Source organism: Fibrobacter sp. UWB16 (assembly GCF_900215325.1).
Lineage (GTDB): Bacteria > Fibrobacterota > Fibrobacteria > Fibrobacterales > Fibrobacteraceae > Fibrobacter.
The window spans coordinates 548,732-570,646 of record NZ_OCMS01000002.1; the positions used below are offsets into that span (position 1 = coordinate 548,732).

At 45.2% G+C, this 21,915-nt stretch carries 17 protein-coding genes and 1 pseudogene; all 18 read left to right on the forward strand.

Annotated elements, in window-relative coordinates; all coding sequences use genetic code 11:
• The first annotated feature begins 5 nt into the window (after window positions 1-5).
• A complete protein-coding gene (locus CRN95_RS07640; protein ID WP_088629215.1) occupies window positions 6-467 on the forward strand; it encodes a phage tail protein in 462 nt (153 codons plus the stop codon).
• Window positions 468-477: 10 nt separating this feature from the next.
• Window positions 478-939 (forward strand): phage tail protein, encoded by a 462-nt coding sequence (locus tag CRN95_RS07645; protein ID WP_097020537.1) that lies wholly within the window; start codon window positions 478-480, stop codon window positions 937-939.
• Window position 940: 1 nt separating this feature from the next.
• On the forward strand, window positions 941-1,096 hold the full coding sequence (locus tag CRN95_RS14825; RefSeq protein ID WP_159462294.1) for a DUF5908 family protein: 156 nt from the start codon (window positions 941-943) through the stop codon (window positions 1,094-1,096).
• Window positions 1,097-1,732, forward strand: coding sequence for a peptidoglycan-binding protein (locus CRN95_RS07650; protein ID WP_097020538.1), 636 nt, complete (start codon window positions 1,097-1,099; stop codon window positions 1,730-1,732).
• A gap of 9 nt (window positions 1,733-1,741) precedes the next feature.
• Window positions 1,742-3,532: a type VI secretion system tip protein VgrG gene (gene vgrG, locus CRN95_RS07655; protein ID WP_097020539.1), complete on the forward strand. Its 1,791-nt coding sequence runs from the start codon at window positions 1,742-1,744 to the stop codon at window positions 3,530-3,532.
• An 8-nt stretch (window positions 3,533-3,540) separates the two neighbouring features.
• Entirely contained in the window at window positions 3,541-3,843 is a 303-nt protein-coding gene (locus tag CRN95_RS07660; protein ID WP_088629211.1) for a PAAR domain-containing protein, read from the forward strand.
• Window position 3,844: 1 nt separating this feature from the next.
• Window positions 3,845-4,252 (forward strand): GPW/gp25 family protein, encoded by a 408-nt coding sequence (locus tag CRN95_RS07665; RefSeq protein WP_200816191.1) that lies wholly within the window; start codon window positions 3,845-3,847, stop codon window positions 4,250-4,252.
• Between the two features lie 16 nt (window positions 4,253-4,268).
• Window positions 4,269-7,343, forward strand: a complete 3,075-nt coding sequence (locus CRN95_RS07670) for a baseplate J/gp47 family protein (protein ID WP_097020540.1) — start codon at window positions 4,269-4,271, stop codon at window positions 7,341-7,343.
• Window positions 7,343-8,167, forward strand: coding sequence for a hypothetical protein (locus tag CRN95_RS07675; RefSeq protein ID WP_097020541.1), 825 nt, complete (start codon window positions 7,343-7,345; stop codon window positions 8,165-8,167). Before CRN95_RS07670 ends, CRN95_RS07675 begins: the two co-directional genes overlap by 1 nt.
• Window positions 8,164-9,519: a hypothetical protein gene (locus CRN95_RS07680; RefSeq protein ID WP_145993975.1), complete on the forward strand. Its 1,356-nt coding sequence runs from the start codon at window positions 8,164-8,166 to the stop codon at window positions 9,517-9,519. The genes CRN95_RS07675 and CRN95_RS07680 overlap by 4 nt, the downstream gene beginning before the upstream one ends.
• Window positions 9,516-10,625 carry a contractile injection system tape measure protein gene (locus tag CRN95_RS07685; RefSeq protein WP_097020543.1) on the forward strand — a complete coding sequence of 370 codons (1,110 nt, stop codon included), beginning with the start codon at window positions 9,516-9,518 and terminating at the stop codon, window positions 10,623-10,625. Before CRN95_RS07680 ends, CRN95_RS07685 begins: the two co-directional genes overlap by 4 nt.
• A gap of 8 nt (window positions 10,626-10,633) precedes the next feature.
• Window positions 10,634-11,968: an ATP-binding protein gene (locus tag CRN95_RS07690; protein WP_200816192.1), complete on the forward strand. Its 1,335-nt coding sequence runs from the start codon at window positions 10,634-10,636 to the stop codon at window positions 11,966-11,968.
• The gene (locus CRN95_RS07695; protein ID WP_235002939.1) at window positions 11,965-14,235 is read left to right on the forward strand and encodes a hypothetical protein; all 2,271 of its coding nucleotides are present in this window, start codon (window positions 11,965-11,967) and stop codon (window positions 14,233-14,235) included. The genes CRN95_RS07690 and CRN95_RS07695 overlap by 4 nt, the downstream gene beginning before the upstream one ends.
• A gap of 179 nt (window positions 14,236-14,414) precedes the next feature.
• Window positions 14,415-14,636 carry a hypothetical protein gene (locus CRN95_RS07700; protein ID WP_097020545.1) on the forward strand — a complete coding sequence of 74 codons (222 nt, stop codon included), beginning with the start codon at window positions 14,415-14,417 and terminating at the stop codon, window positions 14,634-14,636.
• Between the two features lie 187 nt (window positions 14,637-14,823).
• The gene (locus CRN95_RS07705; protein WP_097020546.1) at window positions 14,824-16,005 is read left to right on the forward strand and encodes a hypothetical protein; all 1,182 of its coding nucleotides are present in this window, start codon (window positions 14,824-14,826) and stop codon (window positions 16,003-16,005) included.
• Window positions 16,006-16,170: 165 nt separating this feature from the next.
• Window positions 16,171-16,470 (forward strand): annotated as a pseudogene (locus CRN95_RS15145) (DUF4157 domain-containing protein); the annotation flags it as partial.
• Window positions 16,471-18,944: 2,474 nt separating this feature from the next.
• On the forward strand, window positions 18,945-19,499 hold the full coding sequence (locus CRN95_RS07715; RefSeq protein WP_097020547.1) for a DUF1353 domain-containing protein: 555 nt from the start codon (window positions 18,945-18,947) through the stop codon (window positions 19,497-19,499).
• A gap of 143 nt (window positions 19,500-19,642) precedes the next feature.
• Window positions 19,643-21,910 (forward strand): HD-GYP domain-containing protein, encoded by a 2,268-nt coding sequence (locus CRN95_RS07720; RefSeq protein WP_097020548.1) that lies wholly within the window; start codon window positions 19,643-19,645, stop codon window positions 21,908-21,910.
• Window positions 21,911-21,915: the final 5 nt, after the last annotated feature.

The window sequence follows — 21,915 nt, forward strand, 5'->3', positions numbered from 1 at the left end:
TCAATATGGCTGATGAAAATGGCGCAGCACAAAGTGCAAGTGTATGGCCCATGCCCAAATTCCACTTCAAGGTGATGTGGAATGATGTCCAGATGTCCTTTCAGGAAGTTTCTGGTCTTGATGCTCAGTCCGAAGAAATCAAGTATCGTTCGGGAGACAGTCCGATTTTCTCTCCGGTCAAGATGCCTGGCCTTGTCAAGTACAGCAATGTCACGATGAAGAAGGGCATTTTCAAGGGCGATAACAAGTTCTGGGACTGGTTCAAGAAAATCAAGATGAATACCATTGAACGTACGACCGTTACGATTAGCCTCCTCGATGAAGGTGGCGCTGAAACGATGGTTTGGACGCTCAAGAACGCTTGGCCGACCAAGGTGACGGGGACCGATCTCAAGTCCGAAGGCAACGAAGTTGCAATCGAAACGATTGAAATTGTCCACGAAGGCCTTGAAATCAAGAATGGCTAGTAGGTAGAATATGGCGCCTCCTGATCCGATAGAATGGTCTATACCAGTTGCGTTTCACTTTTCTGTTACGATTGAAAAAAAATCGGTTTCCTTTAGCGATGTTAAAGGAATTGATTTTTCGCTGGAGACGATTCCTGTAAGTTCAGGAGGCGACAGTTTTACAAAGTATTATCTTCCGAAAGGAAAGAAATATAACGATTTGATTTTATCTCGTGGAATCCTAAAAACGGGTGATGACTTTTTTAAATGGTGCAATGATACACTTAGCAGTCCGCCTAAAAAGGATTACATAAAACTGAAGAATCTTCTGGTTGCTTTACTGGATGAAAGTGGTCAACCGATAAAAACTTGGATTTTTAAACAAGCTTATCCGGTACAGTGGTCTTTGAGTGATTTTGGTGCCATGAAAAATGAAGTCGTCGTAGAAACGGTCCATATAAGGTACAATTCTTTCTTTATTCAGCAGGGTTAGTATGTCGCTTGAAATAAAAAATTTTGTAGTAAATATCCATGTGGCAGGCTCTTCTGAAGATAATAAGCAAGAAGACTTGGAAAATTTGCGTTCTGAAATATTGGATGAATGTCGAGAGATGATTAGTGAATCTATTGAAAAGTCGAGAGAACGATAAATGGGATTAGAAAAGCTTAAATTGAAATCAAGTGGCGGCGAATTCGCTGTCATGCTGAATCCAGAATCGTTTTTGCAAACGGATGGTATTAATTATTCTAGAACGAAACGTAAGAAAAATCTAAAATTCAATCAATATGAAAGAAAAGTAATTAAGATTCCAAAGATCATCTTGGATACGACGGGGGCTATTCCCAAAGATTTATGGCCTATGGATGGGACCATAGAGAAAATGGTGGAACAGCTAAGAAAGGTTGTTTACACATTTGATGGGAGTAAGCATGAACCTCCAATTGTAACGTTAAGTTGGGGCTCTTATGTGGGCAATGTTCGCCTGAATAAGATGACTTCGAAATACACCTTATTTGATGTTCATGGCGCACCCCTCCGAGCTGAAATTGTCCTTGAGTTTTCCGAGTTCATGACGCTCAAAGAAATCGAGGCCAAACAGAATAAGCAATCTCCAGACCTAACCCATATTATCGAAGTTAAATCGGGTGATACGCTCCCGAACCTTTGCAATAAAGTTTATAACGATCCGTCGTATTACATGCAAGTGGCCCGAATTAACGGGCTCTCCAGTTTTTGCCGCTTAAAGCCGGGGACGCGTCTTGTGTTCCCGCCACTTGTCGATTGAGGTGTTTGAATGTCAAGTAAGTCGCCCATATTTAAAGATGAAGGCCCGTTAGAATGTGTCATTCTGGGGAACGGAAATGCTCTCTCGTCTGTTCTCCCGATTGTTTCTGTCGACGTTTATTACGGCATCAACACGATCCCGAAGGCTGTTGTCGTGATTGAAGATGGCGAAATGAGTAATGGCAAGTTCCCGCTGAGCGATGGTTCTGATTTGGAGCCCGGTTCAGAGGTGACGATTAAAGCCGGCTATGCTACAAACTCTTCGCCGATTTTCAAGGGCGTGGTCGTTCGCCATGGCGTTTCGATTTCTAAGCGTGGGCGTAGTTGCGTTAAAATCGAGTGTCGCGACAAGGCGATTGCAATGACATGCGCTCGCAAGAATGCGAATTATCTCGAAAAGACCGATGATGCCATCGTCAAGAAGTTGGCTGGCGATTATGGTGTTTCGATAAAGTCTAGCATGGGCGGCGAAGCGCATAAAGAAATTTTGCAGTATTACTGCACCGATTGGGACTTTATCATGACTCGTGCCGAGGCCAATGGCTGCTGGCTCATTGCCGATGACAAGGGAATGTCCATCGAAAAAATTGCTGCCAAGGGTGGTGCCGATGTGGAACTCACTTGGGGCACGGATATTATCGAGTTTAAGGCCGAGGCAAATGCGCTTTTCCAAGTCAAGAATGTCGAGGCGAAATCTTGGGACATTACAAAGCAACAGGTTATTTCTGGAAAGTCTGGCATGAAATCGCTTGGCGGCCAGACAAATCTTGCTAATAGCAAACTTCAGGGCGTCTTGAAAGTATCATCGAACACGTTGCAGAGCAATTCTCAAGTTTCTAAGGGAATGCTTACATCTTGGGCCGAAGCGGAACAGCTGAAAAATGAACTTTCGAGAATTTGCGGCTCTGTTGTTTGCCTGGGTTCAACAACGGCGAAACTCGGCGGGCTTGTGGGCCTAAAGAATGTGGGCGACCGCTTTAAGGGCGGAGCGCTTGTTTCTGGAATCCATCATCACATTTGCGATGGCTTGTGGACTACGGAATTTACGTTTGGTATGCCCAAGGAGTGGTTCTCGGAAAAGTTTGAAGTCTCTTCGCCGATTGCATCTGGAATCAACTGCGGCGTACATGGGCTCATGACGGGTGTCGTGATGCAGATTCACGAAGATCCGGAAAAACTGAATCGCGTCAAGGTGAAAATCCCGCTGATGCAGAACGAAAAAGAAGATGTCTGGGCGCGTCTCGGTGGCGTTTACGCATCGAATAAGTTTGGTTGCCTGTTCTTCCCGGAAGTGGGTGACGAGGTGATTCTCGGATTCTTTGGCGGTGACCCGTCGAGTCCGGTAATTCTCGGGAGTCTTTATAGCGGCAAGCATGCAACTCCGCAGGCGCTTGAACAAAAGAATAACATCAAGCAGATTCTGACGCGCGAAAAACTGAGCGTCGAATTCAATGAAGAAAAGAAGTCCATCACGGTGACGACTCCGGGCAAGCGCAAGTTTGTGTTGGATGATGATGGCAAAAAGATCACGGTCGAAGACCCATCGGGCAACAAGCTCGAAATGTCTGATAGCGGCATCAAGGTAGAATCGAAAAAGGATATTTGCTTTGATACCAAGGGCAAGTTCAACGTCTCGGCTGTGGGCGGAATCGCCTTGAGTTCAAAGGGTGACCTTAAAGGAGAGGGGATGAACGTGGAATTTAATGGAAAGGTGGGATTCACCGGTAAAGGGAGTGCCAAGGCCGAAGTTTCTGCTTCAGGGCAGACGGTCATCAAGGGCGCTATGGTGATGATCAACTAGGAGTTTTTATGCCGTGTGCTGCAAGACTTACTGATATGCATACATGCCCCATGCAGACTCCTGCATGGCCATCGCCCATCCCACATGTGGGTGGCCCCGTTGTGGGGCCGGGCGCGCCGACGGTTTTGATTGGCGGGCTGCCTGCTGCTGTGATGGGGGATTCTTGCGTATGCGTTGGCCCTCCGGATTCCATTATTAAAGGATCTGCAACGGTCATGATTTGCGGAAAACCGGCGGCGCGCATGGGCGATTCTACAGCTCATGGCGGCTCGATTGTTTTGGGATGCCCGACGGTGATGATTGGAGGCTAGCGTGCTGGATGCTTCTTTTTTAGGTCGCGGTTGGTCGTTTCCGGTCTCTTTTTCGAAATCTGGACATGCCAAAATGTCGGAGCACGAAGATGATATTGAAGAAAGCTTGCGCATTCTTTTGAATACGTACCCTGGCGAGCGCACAATGCAGCCGGAATTTGGCTCGCGTTTGCGGGATTATTGCTTTGAAGCGTATTCGTTGAGGACAGAAACTCTTATCAAGGACGAAATTAGCAAGTCGATTCTGCTAAATGAGCCCCGTGTAGATGTTGAGGATATTGTCGTTGAACAGACCGATGCTGTGGGCGTTCTTAGAATCAACATCGTCTATGTTGTACGCTCGACGAACAGCCGAAGGAATCTAGTGTTCCCGTTCTACTTGAATGAAGCGACGGATGCAAGTGTATAGGTAATCGAATAGTTTTATGGCGGATAAGTTTCAGATTCAAGATGGATTGAGCCAACGCGCTCGCGAGTTCCCGGAACTTGCGACGGGCTTTTTTGCTGTAGATTCCATGTCTACAGAATCCATTTTGTATTTGATGAAAGAGTATGCCAGAGAACACGGCAAGCCGCATTTCTTCGATGATATAAATTTATCGAAAGTTGTGGCGATGATGGAGGGCGAAGCCGACGGAAAAACCGACCCGGCTGCCGCTTTGTATGCGGTTTGCGCAAAGCTCATGGGACATGTTCAGCAATCGCTCAACACATTCCCTGATAAACGCATTGATTTTTATTACCGCAAAATCCTCAAGCAAGAAAATCGCGAAGCCGAAGGCGACCGCGCTTTTGTCACTGTAGATGTCGATAATGATGATGTCTCGTATGTGCTCCCCAAGGGGACCCGCTTTAGCGCTGGCGAAAATAGCAAGGGCGAAAATATTGAGTTTGAATCCGTCTGTGATTCTCCGATTAACAATGTAAAGGTTGCTAAAATCTTGACGGTCTCGTGCGTGAAGGGTTACCCGATTGCACAGGCCGAAATCCCGGTGTACACGCCTAAGGATGCAAGTGAACAGAAGATGCAACCGTATCCTTTGTTTGGACTGACGCGTTCGAATGAAGTGCCTGAAGGAACGGTTTTCTCGCAAGTGGGGCTTTGCGTTTCTAATCGCATTTTTTATATGTCGAGTGGCGTGCGAAACGTCAAATTGAATTTTGTATTTGCACGTGAATCCTTGCGCCGTACGGTGGCTGATGTAGACTACGGCTCGGCGAGCGAATTCTCGGCGGCGTTCATGAACGCGTTCAAGATCTCGCTTACTACGGAAAGCGGCTGGATTGACATTGAAGATTATAAAATCGGTTGCAATATTCTGAATTCGGAATGCCCTGAAAATGAACTGTCGCTTGAATTTACGCTGAAAGATACGGATCCTGCGATTGTCAATTACGATCCGATAATTCACGGTGAACGCTACCGTTCGAAAAATCCGGTGCTTCGGCTTTTAGTCTCTCCTCGCAAGTCGCGTACGCTTTGGTTTGCTTTGATGAGGATGCATTTACAGAGCGTACGCATTGCGGTTGATGTCTCGAAATGCCGCGATATTGCGGTCTCGAATGAATATGGCCCTGCCTCTACATTGCTGCCTGTGCAGCTGTTTGGCGCTGTTCCGAGCGTTGGGAGTTCGTTCATTGTGGGCTGCAAGGAAATTTGTGGCAAAAAACTGAACTCGTTTGATGTTCGGGGCAAGTGGTGCGGCCTCCCGAACTGTAAAGATTTTTCGGAATGGTATTCGCAATACGATAACCCTCCGAAAACGTCTGATTTTACGGTTTCGTTGAGCGGCCTTTATGGCGGCAATTGGCTCCCGTCCGATGAAAATAGCGTGACAAGCTCGCTGTTTAATGCGATGAACGCTGATTTCAAAATGTCGTTCAATAGCATTGTCTGTTCGCGAACAAGCGAAATGATTCCTGAAGATGAAAACTTCATGTATTCGCCGATGATGAAGGATGGGTTCTTCAAGATGAAACTCATTGCGCCATCCAAGGCGTTTATGCACCAGGAAATGTCGCGTGCGGTCTGCAATTCGTTCTTGACGCAGATTCTCAAGAAAAAGAGCGCCGATGAAATGCCGAATCAGCCGTACACGCCGAGCATCGAAGACTTGTACGTGAATTACACATCGTTTGCCGAAGTGGCGCTTTCGACGAATGATGCGCAGAATTCCGATAGCATTTTGTTTGTGCATCCGTATGGCTTTAGCGCAAAAGAACCGTATTTTGTGCATAACGGCGAACTTTTCTTAGGACTCCAATTTGCGGGGAAACCGAAAAAAGTAAATCTCTATTTTGTACTCAATCGTGACTCGGCGGCGCGTGGCCTTGAAAAGGGAATGTGCAATTGGTCTTACATGGGACCGCTTGGCTGGAAGATTTTGCCCGATGAAAATCGATTGGCCGATACGACATCGCATTTTACATCATCAGGCATTGTAACGCTTGATTTGCCGAGCGATATTTCGAGCGAAACGGAATTGATGCCGAGTGGCTATTACTGGATTCGCATAAGCCCGAAGGGCGATTTTTGGCGCGAGTGCTCAAGACTTTTGACGGTCTTTACGCAGTCGCTCGAAGTTAAGCGCGTTTGTGGTTTTGAAGATGGCCTTATTCAAGACCATTGCAAACCGAAATGCATCAAGGAACTCACGAAGAGCGTTGCCGGAATTTCGAGCGTTTACCAGTTCGAAGAATCGTTTGGCGGCAAGGTGCGCGAAACCGATAACAAGATGCGTATGCGTGTGGCAGAGTATTTGTACCACAGGAATCGTGGCGTTTGCACGGAAGATTACGAGCGGTTGATTCTCGAACATTTCCCCGAAGTGCTTAAGGTCAAGTGTTTTCCGCATGTGCGCATTGATGAATCTACGGGCCGTTATGATTGCGCTTGCCCGGGCCACTTGCTTGTCGTGCCGGTTTCGCCGATGTTCTGCGATGGAACATTCCAGTGGGACCCGTGCGTGAGCGGCTCGGTGCTTTTGAATATCCGAGATTACTTGCAAAGTAAAGTCTCTCGCATTGCAAAAGTGCAGGTGGTGAACCCGTTCTTCGATAAGTTGCAAGTCCGTTGCAATGTCAAACTAAAGCATCGCGAAAACGAAGGTGAAATCCTTTTGGACTTGAACGAAAAAATCAATCGCTATTTGTCGCCGTGGTTCCCGCAGGTGGGCGGAATTACTAAGCATTTTGGCTGGAAACTCGATAAAATGGAACTCAAGTCCTATATCGAAAGCCTTGATTACGTGGATCAGGTGATGGACGATTTCACCATCATGAAAATTGCTTCTACGGACGAACAAAGATTCTTGGTGAATTTATTTGAGCAGTCTGAAGAGCGCTTGTTGCATGGCTCATTCCCATGGAGTATTGCGGTGCCAATGCGCAAGCACTTCATCAACGATATTGATTCTGCGAATAATTTGGGTTCACGCCGTGTCAACAACGGATATGGTGGCCTTGAAATTGGTCAAACATTTATCATAAGGAGAAAATGATGGCAGGACAGAGAATGGAATACATCGGGCTTAACCGAAGCGAGTTGAAATATCGCTTTACGGCTGGGCGCATGCCGACAGAAGAAGACTTTATGAGTCTTATCGATTCCATGGTGAACGCTGTGGATGATGGCTTTAGGGTCTCCGAAGAAAACGGCCTCGAAATTAAGCAGAGAAGAGATAACAGCCGCTTGGCGAGCTTTTTCTCGAACTTGGCAGAACGCAAGCCGGAGTGGTTTGCGAGTGTCCGCAAGAACATTGAGCAGGGCGAGACTTGTTTAAATATCAAGACGCCCGAAATGAAAGAAGATGAGACTGCCGTAACGCTTTTGAGCAAACGTTCGGCCGAAAATCCTGAAGGTGCTTCTGAAATCCGCATGGGCGTTGGCTGTGTTACGCCGCAAAGCGAACTTGACGTTAATGGCGTGATTGCATCGAAGGGCCGTCTCGGTTACGAAAATGAAAATCTCGAAGTCGTTGCCGATGGCGAATGGCACGATGTGACCGAAGTTTTGACCGGTTGCCAGTGCTTTGAAATTGTTGCAGGTGTGGGTGGCAACGAAGGCGATGGCAAGTTTGCGCTTGCGCATGCGATTGCAGTCAATACGTTCAATAAAAATCCGTCTATCAATTTGACGCAGTCGTATAGCGGTGGGCGAGGCTCCAAAATCGACATCCGCTGGAAAACGGCTGCGAACAAGTTTGAATTCACGCTCCAACTGCGTGTACATCACAAGTACGATGACGAAGGAAAAGTCAAGGTGCGTTATCGCTTGACCAAGCTCTGGTACGATACGCAAATGATTGGATCAATTGGTAAATGAGTGAATTCAACTCCATAACGATATCTCGTCAAGAGGTAAGACCGTTCGATTATGCGACTCTGCGGCAAGAGGCCATAGGGCTTGCGCAGAAGTTGAGCGGGAAAATCTGGACCGACTATAACGTTCACGATCCGGGCGTTACAATTTTGGAACAGATGGTCTTTACGCTCACGGAACTCGGCTACAAGACGGGTTTCGATGTCGAAGATTACCTCGCTTCGTTTGACGGGAATATCGATTATGAATCGCAGGCACTTTATGCGCCGGCGCTTGTGATGCAGGAATTCCCTGTGACTCAGGATGAATACGCGTCATTTTTCAAGTCGCGCATTTACTGCGAAAGACACTTCACCAAATTGCGCTGTTATCCGCAAAAAGTCCGTTTTACAACGGACGATAACGGGTGCTACCGCGTTGAAATCTATATGGCGGGTAGCGTCAATGACCACGTGAGCGGTGAAATCTTTGAACGTTTTTGGAGACTCTGGCGTAAGTGGCGCTGCATGGGTGATTACGTCTCGGATTTGCGTATCAAGTGGATGGGTGGCGAACCGAATTTTGTAGAAAGTGACGTTCGCGCAAACATTCGCTCAGTTGACGCTGATGACGATGAAGCGGAAGAAATTTTTCCAACTGGAACGCATCACGATGTCACCGATTTTACGCCGATGATTGAACTTTTCCCGACGATTTATAGGGAAGGGGAGAGTGCTGAATCGCTAAAAGGTTATCTCGCTCCGATTGAGTTCGTGTTCAAAAAGTTTTTGGATGTTTTGGACCATTTCCCGGAGCTTTTCTCGATTCGTGGGGCGCGTTCGGCAAAGGTCTTTGAAAATCTGGAACGCTACAATTTGGCGCTTGACCAGATGCTAGCCATGTACGGCGTGCATTTCCCGAAGTTTAGCTTTATTGCGTTGCCGCGTCTCGTGAGTTGCAAGGTTGCTTTCTTGCAGCACCTCCCGGAATTGTTATTGCATCGCGTTGGCTATGCCTGGCGCCGCCGTGTGGAATTGATGCTCGGAATTCTCCGAGACCGCCTAGATAAACTTGAAATTTTCAACATCGATGGATTGCTTGTTGACGAAAAGGTTGGGCGCGTCCACATTGTAATGTTTGCCGATGATGATTTGACTCGCGAATCGCTTGACGATGTAGAACAGTTCATTTGCAATGAAATCCCTGCCCATTTGCTCCCCGTGATTTACTGGGTGCCCAAACGCGAAAGCCATGCCTTTGCTGAACTTTATAAGGACTGGAAATTCGATGGTCCGATGAAACTTACGATGTCGCCGCGCATGGTCGATTGGCTCTTGGCGCATAAACAGTTCATTTCAAAGAAGGTTTGGCTATGAGTGAATCGCTGAACATCATTGAAAACATGAACATGAATATTACCGTTGAAGATTCTTCTTTACCGGTCGCTTCGGAGCGTGAATTGCACAGCTTTGCGCATGGTGCGTTGATTGAAACGCTTGATGACGTGCTCGCTGAAGTGAATGTGGATGGTGATGTAGAGCTTGATTCATTGACGATTGATTTGAACATCGAAGCTTCTGGCGATGTGTTTCAGCAAATTACCGATGCGTTGCGTGATGCGCTGAAATCGAAACTCGGTTCGGCTGTATTCAAGGCGCAGAGTAAGCCCTTGACGATGATGCTTGCCGATGTTTACCGCCAGCACATGCCGATAGACAAATCGAGCAATCTCGAACATCGCTTTGATGCGCTTGCCGAGAGCTGGAATGATGAACATCAGGGCCAAAAGTTCAATCCGCTTGCGTTCTCGGAATCTGTAATCAAGAAAATGCAGGCCGAAAATCCGCAAATGGACGTTCAGCAGATTGCCTACGTGGTTTACCAGCGTATTTTGCAGATGAAAAATGCGAAAGCCGCGCATGCTCCCGATAAAAATGCTCGCACGAACGAACAGAATTCTGCGCACTTCTCGAATACAACGCACGAGGTTATGGATTCAGGCTTGGTGCTGCTTGCTCCGTATTTGCCTGCACTTTTCGAGCGCACGGGATGCATTGAAAAAGGCGCTTTCGTAAACGAAGATTCTCAGCACAAGGCCCTTGCGGTACTCAAGTATGCGGCTTTCGGTAATTATGCGGAACCGCCCAAAGATGCCGCTGTGATGAACCTCCTTTGCAATTTGCCTGTGATGCCCGTGCTCTACGCCGATGAACTCCCGAAAGTCTCGGATAGCGAAAAGGAACTTGTCGATTCGCTGCTCAAGGCCGTTGTGGCGAACTGGAAAGCAGTGGGCCATATGTCGCCCGATGGGTTACGCGGTACGTATTTTGTGCGAAACGGAACTGTTGAAACATCGGGGGCCTCGGATATGCTGACTGTTGAAACGAAAACATTCGACATCTTGCTTGACAAGCTCCCGTGGGGCTACTCCATGATAAAACACCCGTGGATGAAAAAGGTCTTAAATGTTAAATGGAGATGAGGCGCGCGATGAGTCTTGATTTGACAAATGAAATTGATTGGTGCAAGTCGGTGATTGACCTGCGTTTTTCGCAGTATTTTTCGGCCGACGATTCCGAAGATAAAAAGCTCCAGATCGAAATGCTCTCGCCGCCGGAACTTGATGACGATTCTCCGTATGGACAAGTTGTCGCTGATTTTGAACTTGGATTTTATGAGCGCTTGGTTATTGCACTTGCGCTGCTCCCGCACCTTTGCCCGCAGGCGCTCGATTCTTTTCTGTTGAACAATCGCACTCTTGGCCGCCCGTACACGGAATTTGGTGGCTGGCGCAGCAAGAGCCATTCGGGATTCTTGCCCACGTGCGAAACGGCGCTATTTTTGCTTGCGGGGAACGATATCGAAAAACGATTGCAGATGATGGCGCTGTTCGATACATCTTCTACGCTTTTTGCAGAACGCATTTTGCAACTCGAATACGGTGAACCGGGCGAACCCGCGAACTCGGCGGCACTCCGCGTGTCATCGGAATACTTGCAGTACTTTACGACCGGCGTTAAAAACAAGCCTGATTTTAGCATGCATTTCCCTGCAAAGCTCATCACGACGAATTTGCATTGGGATGACCTTGTGCTCGGCGAAGAGACTCTTGATGATATCAATCAGCTTTTGGCGTGGATTGAAAAAAGCGAAGTCGTGCTGGACGATTTTGGACTCCGCAAAAACCTCAAGCGCGGCTACCGTGCATTGTTTTACGGCCCTCCGGGCACCGGCAAGACGCTCACTGCAACGCTCATTGGCGCGAAGGTGGGCATGGATGTGTATCGTGTAGACTTGTCGCAGGTGATTTCGAAGTACATCGGCGAAACTGAGAAGAACCTCTCGAACATCTTTGATCAGGCGGAACACCGCAACTGGATCCTTTTTTTCGATGAGGCCGATTCTCTCTTTGGTGCCCGCACGCAAACGAACAGCTCGAATGACCGTGCGGCCAACCAAGAAATCTCGTATCTCTTACAACGTGTCGAAGATTTCCCGGGAATCGTCATCCTTGCAAGTAACTTAAAATCGAACATAGACGAAGCTTTTTCGCGCCGTTTCCAGAACGCCATTTACTTCCCGCTCCCAGAACCCGAAGAACGTATGAGACTTTGGTCTAACATATTTTCGAAAAAATCTATACTTGAAGATGATGTCGATTTGAACAAATTTGCCGAAAAGTATGAACTCGCAGGGGGAGCGCTAACAAACGTTGCACGTTATGCAGCGCTTTGCGCTGCTCAACAGAATCGCAAGAAAATTTGTAATGAAGACATCGTTAGGGCCTTGGCCAAGGAATTATACAAAGAAGGAAAAATCCTATGAAAATAAATTACCTCCTTGTTACACTCATTGTGGCTTTATTTGCCATATTCTCATATGCGGATGGCGTGCCTATGAGTTACTATACGATTTCGCCAGAAAAAGTGGAAAAGTATGCAGAACAGGATTTGCTGAAAGATACCGCTGCGGTGTTTGATACGCTTAATCAGCAGAAGGCTTTTAAGTATGAAAGCCGCTCGCAGATGGCCGAAAAAATCAACGAAAAGTTTAAGGCTTATCCTCAGCATCAGAAAATTGTAAATAACTTCATTCAGACTTCGTGGACGGTCCGAGAAGATACCGTTACAGACGTTATGGGTATGCTCAATATGCAGGCCTATTTGGATGATAACTCTATCGATTCGTTGAAATGGTATATCATTGATGATGCTACAAACCAGATGGTGTTTTCTCAACAAGCGTATGATTTTGTAAAACAGATGGAGGGTACAGAATTTTTGGATTCTACTCAGCTTCATCGTTACGCCAAAAATCTCTTGGCCTCGAGTTTTAAACTTTGTAGCGGAAAAGTAAATAATCTGGACAAGTATATTGATGCAACTCTCGAATCTTTTTTTACCAAAAAGAGAAAGAACCTTGTCGATTCCATAAGAAATGTTCAGAGCGAAAAATGCAAAAAAGAAAAAGATTATGGCGCATGTATGGAGAAAAAATGCAACATGCGTCAGATATACAGCAATGTAGGGAAAATATTAATATCTGATATTCATCGAGAAAAGAGATTTATTAAACGCTATAGTGGCCGAATCTGCTCGGATGACCTTTGGAAAAAATCTTTCGATAGACTTGATACCCTTTATTCCCTTTACTTAAGGGATGTTGTAGACTCTACGCTTGTTAAAATCGATAACTCTGAAGATGCCCCGATAAATTTGAATATTAAAACGTGCGGATGCAGCCATAAAGAGGAACTGAATGGCGGTGTTGTTGGATTTTATCCGTACTGGTATGCCGGCGATACGACCAAATGGGTTGACTTTGAAGGGATTACTCGACTGGCCTATTATGGCCTGCAAATTGATGAAAGCGGAACTCTCCATACCGCATCTGGAGCGCCTGCGTTGGCCTATCTGGACAAAGAGGAAAATTATGAATTTGTCAATGAAGCCCATCGCCACAATGTAAAGTTGGATTGGGTCGTCTTTAAGGAAGATTGGAAGGGCGTTAAACTAAAAGAATTTTTTAATAAGCTCTCTTTTGAAATCGATGCACTCTTGAATACAAAGGTTAATTCTTATTTCCAGCGCTTTGTGAATGCCTTCACGTTCTACACCGATGAATTTGAAAATCGAGGCAACGGCGTGACATTGTACTTTAAAAATTTCCCAAAGGATGAAGAAAGTAAATTGAGCTTCAATGAATTTTTTAAAGGTTTGAAAGATAGCCTTATCAGTAAAAATGAGTATGTACATGTGAATTTGATGATGGATCGCTCTGATTTGGCAATTGACAAACGTCAGCTGTTTGCGGATAGCCTGATACAGGACTCTCATAGCGGAATTTATAGCTACAACAATTTCTTGGTGTTGCTTAACGCTCAGGATGCTGACCGTAAAATTAGCCGAAAGCAGATCCGTGACGAAGTGAAAAATTACTTGTTCGTTGTGCTGGATGAACCGGCATCTCGGAATAAGCAGATTCTCCTGAATGATTTGAATTTGCAGCTGGACAGCCTTGATCGCCGCAATATGTTGCATTCTTTGGTCCCTGTCGTTTGGTTTGACAATGTCGGGTGGAGCCAGTTTAGCAAGGATGCTCTGTATTATAACGACACGTATTACAACCTGGGTGTTGGACCGTATGCGACTGCCCTCGATGCCGAAGAAAACTGCGCCGTTTCTGGAAACTTGGGTGATTGCATGCTCAAGCATTTCGAGAATGAGGAAGGCGATGGCTTGCGCCAGGGCGCGGTCGCGTCGTTCTTCTGCACGCACCGCTGGGTGTTCCGCTTCCTGAACATCATCACGTTCCTTATCGCAATCGGCGTACTCGTTGCGTACTTTACCTCGTTCAGGGTCGCAGATTTCTTCAACGGCAATTTGGCGCTCTTGCTCGGCATTGTCGTGGCACCCTCCGCCGTGATGATGACGATAATCTCCCGCCTCGACCCCTCTGTGGCTGCTTACCGCGGCACCTTCGGGCTGATTCCCATACTCCTTTTGCTCCTGACCGTCATCGCCATCATCTTGATACAGGTCTACCGCAAAAACGATTTACCCAAACGCCGAGGAATGTACAAAGGAAAGTAACTTCATTGTTGTAGCCACCTTTACACGGTTTGGACCACCCACCCCGCGAGCCTCCTCCAGCATTGTCATCCTGAACCCCGCAGGGGTGAAGGATCCAGTAAAGTCTCGCTTGGCAATGTCATGCCGGACTCCGTTCCGGCATCACCTTACACAGTTTAACAAAAGAAGGAACACAAAAAATGACCTCTACATACGCTCAAAAATCCGATGCCCTCCAGCGCATGGCCTCCCACAACGCCACAAGCATCATGGACTCCTCCGCACAGGGCGCAAGCCTCCAGCGCAAAGCCGACATGATGGGCGGGCCCATCCAGTGCGAATCTCTCGAAGATGAAGAATTGCCCGCCCAAGGCAAGTTCATCCAGCGCGCCGCCATCCCCGAGGAAGAAGAACTCGCGTAATAGTGCACCGTCCCCAAACCGCCACTTGGTAATGCGTTGTCATTCCCGCCTCCGAGCGGGAACCTCCCTCTCGTCACCCTGTAGCGCCTCGTCATCCTGACGCCGAACATGCCATTCATGCGTCATCCTGACGCCGAAGGCGGAAGGATCCAGTCAATTCTCGTACTCGCAATAAAAGGACATCCCCATGAACTCTACATACGCACAAAAGTCCTCTACCGCCCAAAAGGCTGCCGCTCCAAATGCTGCCTCTGTCTTTGATTCGTCCGCACAAAATGAATCCCTCCAGCGAAAAGCGGATATGGCGAATAATGCTGTGCAGCTAGTCGTGCGGAATATTGGGAACGTGGTGCAAAGGGTGGGGGAGGCTAATGAGGCGTTTGAGTATTATCCTGATATAAGCGGCGATGTTTATAAGGATCGAGTTCCTTATAACCCTCAAAAAATTTGTTTTACTCCTTATACGGGGGGCGAAGTTAAAAGTGCTGGTTTTTGTGGGTGTTTTATGATGGTTTTTCATTTTGTTGATTGTGGAAAAGGTTTGGATACTTATCGCCTTTTGATATCTAAAGAATCAGAACCTTTTACACCAGTATTTGATGTTCCATATGTTGCTCATGTGCCGACAAATGATCGTAATCAAAATATGCAAAAGGCTTTAGTAGAACTCGAAGATCGTGGCCTTATAAAAATAGAGGCTCTATTTAGACCATGTTGGGATGCCAAAGCTGAAAGCGAAAATTTAGAAATAAGTGATGAGGCTAATGATTTGTTTAATCAAGATGAAAGCAAAAAAAATCTTGATTATGTAACGAAAAAAGGGATACTTGCCTTAATTGCTTTTACTGCAGGAGTTGAGAAAAATGCGGATAATCAGTGGATTGCAAAAAAATATAGTCAAGAAAAGCGATTTAATTCGGCGGAAGATCAAAATGTAAATACACTCAATTTTAGATGGAAAAATTCTTTATTGGAAGAAAAAAGCGCAAAACAGTTGGATGAAGAAACTTTAGCAACAAGAATTTGTCTTTATGCTGAAGCTCATGAAAATGAAAAATTAAAAAATAATGTATTAAAAAAAGATAAAATTGAAAAAATTTATGGTGCTTTATACAAGGCTTATTCTTTGTTGAAATATAATGAAATCATTAAATATTGGATGCAGATCATAGATAATGTATTGTATGCGTCTGCTGTAGTTTCCGCAGATCCGACTTCTTCAATAGACAAATATAAAGATTATATAAATATCTTGTTTGATTTGATGGATTCTGATGATAATGTGAGAACTTTTGTATTTGAAAGTGTTGATGAAAATTTAGACGTGCTACGAACGAAGTATTTGGATTATAAATTATCAAATGTGTGATGGCTTTATATGCAAATGACATACTCTAAAAAAACTGAGACAACCCAATGTGTTACTGATTGTACCGCCGCCTCTGTCCTTGATTCGTCCGCACAAAATGAATCCCTCCAGCGAAAAGCGGATATGGCGAATAGTGCCGCCCAGCGCGCGGAGGCCCCGCGACCGAACAATACGGGAATGCCGGACAATTTGAAGGCCGGAATAGAGAGCCTTTCGGGGTTTTCTATGGACGATGTGCGTGTGCATTACAACAGCTCTAAACCCGCGACAGTTCAAGCACTTGCGTATACGCAGGGAACGGATATCCATGTCGCCCCCGGTCAAGAAAAGCACCTCCCACACGAAGCGTGGCACGTTGCCCAGCAAATGGCGGGTCGTGTATTGCCAACCACGAATATCAACGGATTGCCCGTCAATGACAATGCGGGGCTGGAACACGAAGCCGATGTCATGGGCGAGAAGGCGGTAATGCAGAGAAAGGGATTGGCTGTTGATTATGCAAGTGGTAAAGTGCAAGGCTCTGTTGCGCAAAGAATGGCGTTTTATAATCCGGATTCTCCAACCGAAACAACTCAAGTTGAAGGGAATGAAGAATTAGCGGTAAAACTTGGTCGTCATAAGGGTGAATCAAGGCCGGTTGAAGTGTCTAGATATGTGGATCAATTTAAAAAAGAAATGTTGACGTATATTGCTAGTTGTATAGCCGATTGTCAAGAAAAAGATTTTTATGGACCGCATATTTCTGTTGTTATAACTGGTGGTGTTTGGTATATTGCGGTTAATAGTGATTTCGTTGATTCGCAAAAAAATGTAAAAAAAAGGCTTTTAGAAGATGCATATGCTGTGCAAAATGAAATTGTAAAAAAGAGAAATGCTTTAGAAGAAAAAGAAGGCTTTATAGAACAGCTGAAATGTGAAACAAGTAATGTTCCTGATGATATTGCAAAAAAACAAGCTTTATATATCGTTTATAGATGGGCTGGAAAAGGTAAAGGCATAGTAGTTGAACAAAATGAAAGCCGTCAAAATGGTGTAATGCATGGGGAAATGCAAACAATAGAAATTCTCAATAATAAGGTAATTGCCTTTCGTAAAGCTGCTACGTGTTTTGATGGTGTGAAAGGGGAATTCTCGGATTCGGATACTGAAAAAAGTATTGAATTGGCTAGCTTTAATGCTAGCAGGGCTGCTTCTTGTGTTGATGAAGCTCAAATTGCTAAAAAAGCTGCAGATGAAGCTGATAAAAAAGGCAATGTAGAATCAGATGCTGATTGCAAAGCTGCTGTTGCTGCTTATTATGCTGCTGAAAGTGCAAAAGATGCTAAAACTGCGTCAGATGAGGCTGAAAAAAAGGCTGAGAGTGTAGTTAAGTTTACTGAAGCTAATGCAAAAAAAATGGCTGATTATTATGGGGAATTTGATGAATATAATAGATACAGTGTTGATGCTTCGTATACTGTTATTAAAATGATTGAATCTTATCATAAACTTAAATCAGCTTGCTCTATTATTGATTTCCAAATAGAATCAAATGAGAAGAGGAATGGCGTTGTTCGTGTTGGTGGTACTAAGACTCCTTGCTATGATTGTGCTTATGAAATGCATGTTCATGAAGATCACAATGCAGAAAATGAAATTACTGTTAAACAAAAAGATAAAACTCAAAAGAAATGTAAAGTTCATTCGGGGCATCAGGCGGAGAATATAGGTGGAAAAAAAGTCGTCACGATGACTCCAAATTTTGGAAATCCTTATTATAACTGGATGTTTAAAAATGATGCTCGTCCCAAAGGTGATAGTTTTGCAATTGAAGAGTTTGGGTTTGATGATCAACAGGATCAAGATTACAATGAACTTTGCGGTGCTTTTAATTCTGTGTTTACGGATCCTAATCAAAAAATGCAAATTACTAGTTCGATGTTGGATGTGTGGGAACGTAGAAAGACTAACTTGGAAAAGTTAAAAAAAACTAAAAACAGTATTGATTTGTCTTGTTATACTTCTTTGGACCTTCAAAACTCGTTGTTGTTAAAACGGTTGATAGAAAAAGAATTAAATAAAATTTGTATAACAAAAGATGTAGCTTCAGTTAGTAATTTTGATGAAAACCATGCTACACTGGGAAATTGCTTGAAAAAAATAAATGATGAAAAAGAAAATGTGCGTAAGGGGAAAGAAAAAATATCTGATTTTGTTTTGTATGAACGGCTTGTTATTAATCAATTAGACGTGAATGTTCAAAATAAAATTGCTGAAAATGAATTTATACGTTTATTTAAAGAAGATGATTATGGTAATAATTTGTCAAGGTATCAATTAGAATATGAATTGCTTGTGGATTTAAATAAAATGAATCAAATATTAGAAAGCTTTTATAAATTGTGTGATAAATCTCAAAAAGAATTTAATGGTAAATCTAGTATGACAAAAAACAATTGGAATAGCTCAAGTTCACGAAAAAATGTGCTTAATTATGACAATTTAAAAGACAAGATTGTTGAAAAAATGACTAACCTTAATCTTAATTTTAGTAATTTTAAAAAGGAAGCTGAACATGTAAAAAAATTTGCTGATGGGAGTTTAAGTGGAAATCCTCTTATTGTAGCTATTAGGACTGGGAAAATAGTTAGTGAATCTGTAACAATGGATGTTTATAAAGCAGATATAGAAAAACTTCAATCTACGATGAAATCCTTTGTTTCAAAATTAGATCCTATTTATAAAATAAAACTTGCTTCTCTTATTCCTTTGAATCCGCAATCCGTGCGTTCTTCACAAGGACCTTCTTCAGTACCCACAAATCCAAATAATCCCGATTGATCAATTCCCTTTCCCCATCTCGTATTTTTCAAAATGTACGCGCATAGTCCGCTCGTTGCAAATATTTTTAGTATCTTTAACAAAGCGTGCGGCATTAGCGCTGCACCATGAAGGAGCTTATGGCTAACTTAAAGATGTTTATCGACAAGATGACGAGTCGAAAGAATTTTCAGCAAGATCGCAATTCCATCACGGTGGAATCTGTCGAAATTGATTATCCGCTTGTATTCGAAGGTAACGGCAAGATGTATTTCTTCAAGTTGGACCGTTACGTGTATGTCAAGGGTTCGCGCTATACCAAGGCTGATAAAAAGTTCCGTGACTTTATGCTGACTGTCCGCTTCAAGAGAGGCTTCATGTCAGACGGCGCGTCTTCGCCTTCGTTTGCCCAGAGCTTTGTTCCCGATATCAAAAAGGGCGACGACGTCTACAATGCTGCACCGTTTATTCACGATGGCCTGTACATGCACCGTGGCGAGACGGATGGCTGCAAGCTGAGCCGTGAGGAATGCGATGACATTCTTCGTGGTATTTGGAGAATCGCTGGCATGAGCCGCCTTGTGGCTGGGGCCGCTGACCTCGGCATTCAGATTTTTGCCGGTTCGTCTGAGCATTGGGGTAACGACAGTAATAACTGCAAGCACCTCTTCGAAGCCAAGTTCGAATACCGCTAACCCTCTCCGTCATCCTGAACGGATGCTTATGTCATGCCCGCCTTGAGCGGGCATCTCCTTTTATATGATGTTTTTTACAACGAATCCGTGTTGGCTACCTTTTTTTTATTTATTTTATGTAAGTTAAAAGGAAGAATTTGGGTATGAGAAAATATGTTTTGAAAATGAAACAGGGCTTGATGAATAAGTGGGCGGCAGTCTGCGAATTTTTCTCGCGTTCGAGGAATATTCTCCTGCTGATGCTCGTTGGCCTGCTCCTGAACGTTATCCCCGCTAAGCTTGCAATTTTCTTCGGAATTCCCTTGTTCTTGGACTGTCTGGGCACCGTGCTTACGGCTATGCTCGGCGGTTACCTGCCTGCGGTCATCGTGGGCTTCAGCGTGAACGCCATCAACGGAATTTCCGAGCCGGTCGCGACTTACTATGGCGTCCTGAGCATTTTAATTGCGACGCTTGCGACATTCCTTTTCCGCCGCGGGTTCTTCCACAGCATTTGGAAGTTGCTTGTTGTCATTTTGCTGTTCGCGCTGATTGGCGGTGGCATTGGCTCCATCTTTACTTACGCTTTGTACGGGTTCAATTTTGGTGAGGGCATCTCTGCGCCGTTTGCGATTGCGTTCCACGACGTTTTTCATTGGAACCGCTTCAATGCGCAGCTCGTTGCCGATTTCGTGATAGATATTTTTGACAAGAGCGCAATTGTTCTGTTGTCTGCGCTTATTTATAGGTTTATTCCTCGCCGGGTCAAGGACGAACTGAAGGATGTCCAGCTCTTCCATCTTAAAGGATCTGAAAAGGGATTTTCTTCGGACAAAATGTCGATTCGCCATTCCTTGCTGAACAAGGTTGTAATCATGGTGATTGTTGCGGAAGTCCTTTTGGGCGGGCTTGCGAGCATGATTGGATTTTTCTTGTACCGTGACAACTGCATCAATAATTTTGTCAGTATCGCCAATGGCGTGACCGAAGCGGCGTCTATTGCCGTCGATGCCGAAAAGGTGGATGATTACCTGGCTCGGGGTTACGAGGTCGAAGGCTACCAGCGCACGCGCAAAGTTCTTTCTGGCATCCGAGAAAGTTTTTCGCAGACAAAGTATATATATGTGTACAAAATTTTGCCTGATGGCTGCCATGTGGTTTTTGACCTCGATACCGAAGGCGTGCCGGCTAACGCACCGGGCGAAGTCTTTGCCATTGAACCTTCGTTTAAAGAATATCTGCCGAAGCTTTTGAACGGCGAGGAAGTTGAACCCATTATTTCGGATGACCAGTTTGGCTGGCTCCTCACGGTGTATAGGCCCCTCAAAAATGCCGCCGGGAAAACGGTTGCTTATGTGGGCGCGGACATTTCCATGGAATCCATCATCCGCGACGAGGCGATGTTCTTTATCAAGCTCCTTTCGCTGTTCTTTGGGCTTTCGCTAATTATCATGATGGTGATTATCGAAGTTATGAAGTATGGCTTTGTTGCTCCCGTGAACAAGATGTCTTATGCGGCCATGAAAATTTCTGGTGCCACGATGCGTGCAAACTACGCTTTGGATATGGGGGCAAATTTGGACTTGTCCAATATGCGCAAGGCCGTGAATGATGTGGCAAGCCTCGGGATTAATGCCAAAGATGAAATTGGACATTTGTACGAATCGCTCTATACGATGGCAGAGACTGCTTTTGGCCTTATTAAAAACGTGCATGAGCAAAGCGTGAACATCCAGGAACAAAATCGACGTATTCAGCGGATGCAAGAAGTCCTCATTATGGAATTCGCCGAGATGGTCGAAGCCCGCGACAAGAATACGGGGGACCATATTAAAAAGACGGCCGAATATGTGGAAGCTATCGCGCAAGAACTTAGAGCCGAAGGCCAATTTAAGGACAAACTTACGGATGGCTATGTTCGCAAGCTCAAGCAGGCTGCGCCGCTTCACGATATCGGTAAGATTGCAGTCTCTGACTTGATCTTGAATAAGAATGGCAAGTTGACCGACGAAGAGTTTGCAATCATGAAGAGCCATACGACCGAAGGCGGCAAGATTCTCCAGAAGATTGTCGATGATGGCAAGGGCGCGTTTGATGCCGATTACCTGACGGAATCTATCGAAATGGCGAGCTACCACCACGAAAAATGGGATGGCTCCGGTTACCCGAACCACCTCAAGGGCGAAGAAATCCCGCTCTCCGCGCGAATCATGGCCGTTGCCGACGTGTTCGATGCACTCATTGCCGAACGCGTGTACAAGAAAGGCTTTAGCTACGAAAAGGCGATGTCGATTATCACCGAAGGGGCGGGCAAGCATTTTGACCCCGTCATTGTCGAAGCGTTCACGCGTATTTCTAAAGCGCTCTACGATGCTCGCACAAAGCTGACGCCGGAAAATGCTGAACCTGCGGGCGACGAGAAACCCGCTTGATGAAA

What these genes read in the sequence shown, in the direction of transcription:
- CRN95_RS07660 (WP_088629211.1), top strand. Translation starts at nt 3,541, where the DNA reads ATGCCGTGTGCTGCAAGACTTACTGATATGCATACATGCCCCATGCAG.
- CRN95_RS07715 (WP_097020547.1), top strand. Translation starts at nt 18,945, where the DNA reads ATGGCTAACTTAAAGATGTTTATCGACAAGATGACGAGTCGAAAGAAT.
- CRN95_RS07675 (WP_097020541.1), top strand. Translation starts at nt 7,343, where the DNA reads ATGGCAGGACAGAGAATGGAATACATCGGGCTTAACCGAAGCGAGTTG.
- vgrG (WP_097020539.1), top strand. Translation starts at nt 1,742, where the DNA reads ATGTCAAGTAAGTCGCCCATATTTAAAGATGAAGGCCCGTTAGAATGT.
- CRN95_RS07645 (WP_097020537.1), top strand. Translation starts at nt 478, where the DNA reads ATGGCGCCTCCTGATCCGATAGAATGGTCTATACCAGTTGCGTTTCAC.
- CRN95_RS07685 (WP_097020543.1), top strand. Translation starts at nt 9,516, where the DNA reads ATGAGTGAATCGCTGAACATCATTGAAAACATGAACATGAATATTACC.
- CRN95_RS07720 (WP_097020548.1), top strand. Translation starts at nt 19,643, where the DNA reads ATGAGAAAATATGTTTTGAAAATGAAACAGGGCTTGATGAATAAGTGG.
- CRN95_RS07650 (WP_097020538.1), top strand. Translation starts at nt 1,097, where the DNA reads ATGGGATTAGAAAAGCTTAAATTGAAATCAAGTGGCGGCGAATTCGCT.
- CRN95_RS07695 (WP_235002939.1), top strand. Translation starts at nt 11,965, where the DNA reads ATGAAAATAAATTACCTCCTTGTTACACTCATTGTGGCTTTATTTGCC.
- CRN95_RS07705 (WP_097020546.1), top strand. Translation starts at nt 14,824, where the DNA reads ATGAACTCTACATACGCACAAAAGTCCTCTACCGCCCAAAAGGCTGCC.
- CRN95_RS07670 (WP_097020540.1), top strand. Translation starts at nt 4,269, where the DNA reads ATGGCGGATAAGTTTCAGATTCAAGATGGATTGAGCCAACGCGCTCGC.
- CRN95_RS14825 (WP_159462294.1), top strand. Translation starts at nt 941, where the DNA reads ATGTCGCTTGAAATAAAAAATTTTGTAGTAAATATCCATGTGGCAGGC.
- CRN95_RS07680 (WP_145993975.1), top strand. Translation starts at nt 8,164, where the DNA reads ATGAGTGAATTCAACTCCATAACGATATCTCGTCAAGAGGTAAGACCG.
- CRN95_RS07700 (WP_097020545.1), top strand. Translation starts at nt 14,415, where the DNA reads ATGACCTCTACATACGCTCAAAAATCCGATGCCCTCCAGCGCATGGCC.
- CRN95_RS07690 (WP_200816192.1), top strand. Translation starts at nt 10,634, where the DNA reads ATGAGTCTTGATTTGACAAATGAAATTGATTGGTGCAAGTCGGTGATT.
- CRN95_RS07640 (WP_088629215.1), top strand. Translation starts at nt 6, where the DNA reads ATGGCTGATGAAAATGGCGCAGCACAAAGTGCAAGTGTATGGCCCATG.